Origin of the sequence: Vibrio sp. V08_P9A1T1 (genome assembly GCF_963874405.1) — a bacterium.
GTDB classification, from domain to species: domain Bacteria; phylum Pseudomonadota; class Gammaproteobacteria; order Enterobacterales; family Vibrionaceae; genus Vibrio; species Vibrio anguillarum.
Window position 1 is genome coordinate 1 of the sequence record NZ_CAWNIB010000150.1, and the last position, 4,315, is coordinate 4,315.

The following is a 4,315-nucleotide window of genomic DNA, read 5'->3' on the forward strand; positions in this document are numbered from 1 at the left end:
TACTAGGGGTGAAAGAATAAAAAGTTATTGGAACTTCAATTAAATACGTTAAATGAAAAGTTTTAATTATTATTAAGTGAACATAAATGCTCACTTGCTCAGATATCTGTATAAATTCTAAGGTGAGTTTTAAAGCGTAACTTTGTCTTGCTTCACAAAACAATAGTACCGAGTTACACACCATTTTTTTAGGGAATTTAATTTAGGGTAATTGAGTGTAAATAATGGAATTATATTCTTACGCTTTTTATTCGAAGACATGGAGATAGGCGGATAATCGTTATAGGGTAAATATATTGAAATTTTATTCATTAAGCTGAATGAGTGAAGAGAAGTAATTATTTATTGCTTTATTGATATGTATCAATATTTTATACGTGACAAATAAAAAGGGAGCCAAAGCTCCCTTATAACAATAGTAGAGATTACATCAAAATATTGGAGAACAACAAACCAAAACCAATACTAAACACCATGCTTAACAAGCCTGGGAGCATAAAGCTGTGGTTGAAAATATACTTACCAATACGAGTGGTACCAGTCCGGTCAAAGTCGATAGATGCGATGATAGGGCCGTAGTTTGGAATGAAGAAGTAACCGTTAACGGCAACGAAAACCGCAATAATAATGGCTGGTGGCAAACCCAAGGTTATTGCAACAGGGACTAACACGGCTGTTGTTGCGCCTTGGCTATTGACCATCACCGACAGAGCAAATAACGCGAACGCGAATGTCCATGGTGCGACTTCCACTAAGCCAGAGACCGCTTCTTTGACCATGGCACCATGGCCAGCAATGAAGGTGTCACCTAACCAAGCGATACCGAAGATCGCCACGATGGCACGCATACCTGCATGGAATACGGAACCTTGGCTGATGGCGTTGCCGTCAGGTTTGCACAGTAAAATGATCAGCGCCGCGATAGACAGCATCACGATTTCAATCGTGTGCGCCATCCCCATGGCTGAGCCGTTAAATTGTGGGCGCAAGCTAGGCAATGCACCCATGACCACTACGATAATGGCACCGAATAAAAACAGCCCGACCGATTTTTTCGCTTGTGGCGTGATTTGAATATCAGCAATCGATACTTCTTGTTCCATCTCTGCGCGAAATTCTGGGTCTTGCAAGCGACGTTGATATTCTGGGTCGTCTTTCAGTTCAACACCGATTTTATTGACGAATAAGCACGCGCAAGCTAAACCAAGAATGGTACTTGGGATAGTGATCATCAACACATCCGTTAGCGTGATGCCTTGTGGTTCTAAGAAGGCGACTAACGCCACGACGGCGGCCGCAATTGGGCTAGCTACAATCGCAAATTGTGACGCGATCACCGCCATACCTAAAGGACGTTCTGGACGAATACCACTGCGACGGCTCACTTCAGCAATAACGGGCAGTACTGAATAGGCCACGTGACCTGTACCAGCCATCATTGTAAAAAAGTAAGTTACCAAAGGGGCGATGAAAGTGATGTGGCGAGGGTTTTTATGCAAAATGTTAGTGGCAATTTTGATCAAATAATCTAAACCGCCAGCCGCTTGCATTGAGGCTGCTGCTGCAACCACGGCCATGATCATCAACATCACATCAATCGGTGGGCTGGTTGGTTGCATGCCAAATCCAAAGCTCAGTACAGCAAGGCCAATACCGCCCATCACACCAAGCCCAATACCACCAATCCTTGCACCAATTAGGATACATCCTAATACGATAAGGAACTCAATTAAGAACATCTTATACTCCTAAAGATAATGAAAAATAGGGTCATTCTACAGGTTCAGCGATATTGAACGGTATGCTTTGCGCCATGATGTAACGCAATTTTTTCTCACTTAATAACTTGTAGAAAGTAAAAAGGCTCTGAATCAGAGCCTTTTTTGATTATTCGTAGCGTTTCGCTTTGTACTGAGGGCGCATAAAGTTTTCGACGGACAAGATGTCATCGAGCTCTTCGGCGGTGAGTAAGCCTCGCTCAAGCACCACTTCACGTACGCTCTTACCCGTTTCCGCACAAATTTTACCCACGATGTCACCTTCATGGTGGCCAATATATGGGTTAAGGTAAGTCACGATACCGATAGAGTTGAATACGTAAGCTTCACACACTTCTTTATTGACAGTGATGCCGTCAACACACTTGTCACGAAGGTTTATGCAGGCGTTTGAAAGAATTTCAATTGACTCAAACATGCTTTGTGCAATCACAGGTTCCATCACGTTTAGCTGTAATTGGCCACCTTCTGCGGCAAAGGAAATAGTGTTGTCGTTACCAAGTACTTTAAAGCACACTTGGTTGACCACTTCAGGCACCACAGGGTTTACTTTTGCAGGCATGATGGAAGACCCAGCTTGCAGTTCAGGTAGGTTCAACTCGTTTAGACCCGCGCGAGGGCCAGATGAAAGAAGACGTAAGTCATTGCAGATTTTAGAGAGTTTCACAGCAAGGCGTTTTAGCGCGCCGTGCGCCATAACATAAGCACCGCAGTCAGAGGTTGCTTCAATTAAATCTTCCGCTGGTACCACAGCTAAGCCTGTCACCGCAGCAAGGTGTTTCACCGCCGCCGCTTGATATCCCGGAGCCGCATTCAGGCCAGTACCGATCGCTGTTGCGCCAAGGTTGATCTCAAGCAGCAGTTTAGAGGTGTACTCTAGGTTGCGGATCTCTTCATTAATGGTGACCGCCCAAGCGCGGAACTCTTGACCGACGGTCATCGGTACGGCGTCTTGCAGTTGAGTACGACCCATTTTCAAAATGCCAGAGAACTCTTGGCTTTTTAGCTCAAACGCACCTTTTAGATAGGCAATAGAATCAATCAGTTTCAGGATGCTGTTGTATACCGCAATGCGGAAACCAGTAGGGTAAGCACAGTTGGTTGATTGGCTTTTATTAACGTGGTCATTGGGGTTGATGAACTCGTACTGACCTTTTTCTTTACCCATCAATTCCAGAGCAAGGTTTGCGATCACTTCGTTGGTGTTCATATTGACAGAAGTACCGGCGCCGCCTTGGTATACGTCTGACGGAAATTGATCCATGCACTTACCTGTTTCTAGGATCAAGTCACACGCTTGGAGGATGTAATTAGCCACTTGGCTTGGAATGACGCCGAGCTCTTTGTTGGCTAGCGTGGCGGCTTTTTTGGTCATCACCATACCGCGTACAAATTCAGGCACATCAGAAATGGTTGATTTTGAAATATTAAAGTTTTCGATAGCGCGCAGCGTATGAATGCCGTAATACGCGTCAGCAGGAACGTGACGTTGACCTAATAGATCTTCTTCGATACGAGTGGCTGAGTTAGCTGTAGCAGCTGTCGTTTCTGATAGGGTAGCCATAACAGGATCCTTAGAGAATTATTCTGATAATTAGTGAAATTATTAGCCATTTCTGCAGTTTAAGAATCCATTCGTCAGAATTTTAGGCTGGAAAATCCGTCCTGACTTCTGTGGCACATCATACTCAACCTAGATTTAAAAAATAGTAAGTGGATCACCTTTTAGGTCAATATTTTATGAAAATTTGATACGCACTCACATGCGTTATTTTTAGGTTTTAAAAACAGTTATCGCGTTGATAAATAGTTGTGATGCAGGCGGTTGGATTTGTCTGTGTGGTATGAAATTTGTTCAGGTTTTGTTAGCAAAATGAACGAATGAATGGATTTCAGATAGAGCCAATATTAGGTCTATTTTAAGATAGATACTGGCTCTATCTAGTCATTTAGGCTGTGAGGTGGTGCTCTTTGATTGAGCGTTGAGTGTTGTAGTCGCCTGTGGTTGGCGGTAAGGTGAGAGCAATAAACAAAGGAGGGCGTGTGTTTCCAATCTTACTTCTGGCTTTTATTTTTGTGCCAATCATTGAAATTGGTCTCTTTATCCAAGTAGGCAGCTTGCTAGGTATGTGGCCAACTATCGCCTTGGTGCTGATTACGGCATTTGTTGGTGCATCATTGGTTCGTAGTCAAGGGATACAAACTTTACTTAGCGTTCAACACCGTTTGCACCAAGGTGAGCTACCTGCGCAGCAAATTATTGAGGGCGTGATGCTGGCGGTGGCGGGTGTGCTACTTTTAGTACCGGGTTTTTTGACCGATGCACTTGGTATGCTGGTGTTATTGCCTGCGCCTCGGGCTTTGCTTGCCAACTATTTGATGAATAAAGTGGTGGTGAATGGTGTATCAGGCCGTTTTCAGGCGCAGTTTGATGATAGCCGTCATAACAAAGCCCCATTTGATCGTGACTTTGAACCATCTGAAACGGGAAAAACCTTCGAAGGTGAATTTGAACGTAAAGATGATGAGCATAATAG

The 4,315-nt window shown here is 43.9% G+C and carries 3 protein-coding genes; 1 reads left to right on the plus strand and 2 read right to left on the minus strand.

Annotated elements, in window-relative coordinates:
• Positions 1-425: 425 nt before the first annotated feature.
• Positions 426-1,739 carry an anaerobic C4-dicarboxylate transporter family protein gene (locus AACT21_RS07055; protein WP_094164251.1) on the minus strand — a complete coding sequence of 438 codons (1,314 nt, stop codon included), beginning with the start codon at positions 1,737-1,739 and terminating at the stop codon, positions 426-428.
• Between the two features lie 148 nt (positions 1,740-1,887).
• Positions 1,888-3,342, minus strand: a complete 1,455-nt coding sequence (gene aspA / locus AACT21_RS07060; RefSeq protein ID WP_017042195.1) for an aspartate ammonia-lyase — start codon at positions 3,340-3,342, stop codon at positions 1,888-1,890.
• A 479-nt stretch (positions 3,343-3,821) separates the two neighbouring features.
• On the opposite strand from aspA, the gene AACT21_RS07065 reads away from it, so the two are divergent.
• Positions 3,822-4,315, plus strand: a 494-nt coding sequence (locus AACT21_RS07065) for an FxsA family protein (RefSeq protein ID WP_217898744.1), incomplete at its 3' end; no start/stop codon positions are given.

Excerpts from the sequence above, each read along its gene's own strand:
- AACT21_RS07055 (WP_094164251.1), bottom strand. The coding sequence starts at position 1,739 with ATGTTCTTAATTGAGTTCCTTATCGTATTAGGATGTATCCTAATTGGT.
- aspA (WP_017042195.1), bottom strand. The coding sequence starts at position 3,342 with ATGGCTACCCTATCAGAAACGACAGCTGCTACAGCTAACTCAGCCACT.